This window comes from Bathymodiolus heckerae thiotrophic gill symbiont, assembly GCF_900128515.1.
Lineage (GTDB): Bacteria > Pseudomonadota > Gammaproteobacteria > PS1 > Pseudothioglobaceae > Thioglobus_A.
This window is the reverse complement of sequence record NZ_FQTP01000242.1, coordinates 1-913: the sequence shown is the minus strand read 5'-3', so window position 1 is coordinate 913 and position 913 is coordinate 1. Positions and strand designations below refer to the sequence as shown.

1 protein-coding gene is annotated in these 913 nt (G+C 38.1%); it reads right to left on the bottom strand.

What is annotated here, in order from left to right:
* Nucleotides 1-100 precede the first annotated feature (100 nt).
* A complete protein-coding gene (locus BTHERMOSOX_RS11610; RefSeq protein ID WP_138121250.1) occupies nucleotides 101-547 on the bottom strand; it encodes a hypothetical protein in 447 nt (148 codons plus the stop codon).
* Nucleotides 548-913: the final 366 nt, after the last annotated feature.

Genomic DNA, 913 nt, shown 5'->3' with positions numbered 1-913 from the left:
AGTAATTCCTGTTCCTTGAGAACCATGAGCCTTAAACGCCTTTGTGAAATTATCGATATAATAAACACTTACAAGGTGTTTTTGTCAAGATTTTTAGGTTTTAACCGTAAGGGTCTGAACGGTTACGGGCAAAAGTATCATCCACAATTACATTGATAATGTCAGGCAAGCTATTCTTGACATCATTAAAGTGAAAGCCTTTATGAGTGCTGCCCCCTGTTTGATTATAATCGTCTACAGCTTGAATAGACGTATAAGCCAGTTCAATCATATTCTGGCTAAAATCTATGTCCCAGTAAAAATAATCTATGTCTGGATTAACAACATAAAAATCTGTTTCATCAGGATAAGACGAGTCACTAGCCATAACATCTTTCTGATTTTTAAGTAGAAAAAAGTCACCATGATCATCATGAACATCATTATGCCAGTATTCAAATGCTACATTAACCGTATGCCCATGAAAAGATTGCTCTGCCAAGGCATGCGGTGACATTGCTATACCGGCAAGAAGTAGAGAATAGGCTGTTATTTTTTTAAAGTTCATATTGATATCCTATAAGTAATTAAATGGCGCTTTAAAAAACGCCGCTTGATAAAACATTTACAACTAAGCTATGGGTTTACTTATTATCCGTTTCCTTTTGCATTTCCTCTACCCAGTGGCTTAGCTCTCCGAGCTCTAGCAATCCACCGAACTGGGCCCCGTAAACATAAAGACTTCCTTCTAAAGACCCAATATAAGCATCAGTTACCTGATAAAATCGTGCATAGTACCCGTTTATAGTAACTTCTCATTATCCACCGGCAGCGGCCGCACGGATGACTTCTGATAACGGAGGAATATCTCCTACATCCAGTAAGCGATCTTTCAAATAATCCCAAAATGATAGGCCATGCTTTCGACAAGTCT

What these genes read in the sequence shown, in the direction of transcription:
- BTHERMOSOX_RS11610 (WP_138121250.1), bottom strand. Translation starts at nt 547, where the DNA reads ATGAACTTTAAAAAAATAACAGCCTATTCTCTACTTCTTGCCGGTATA.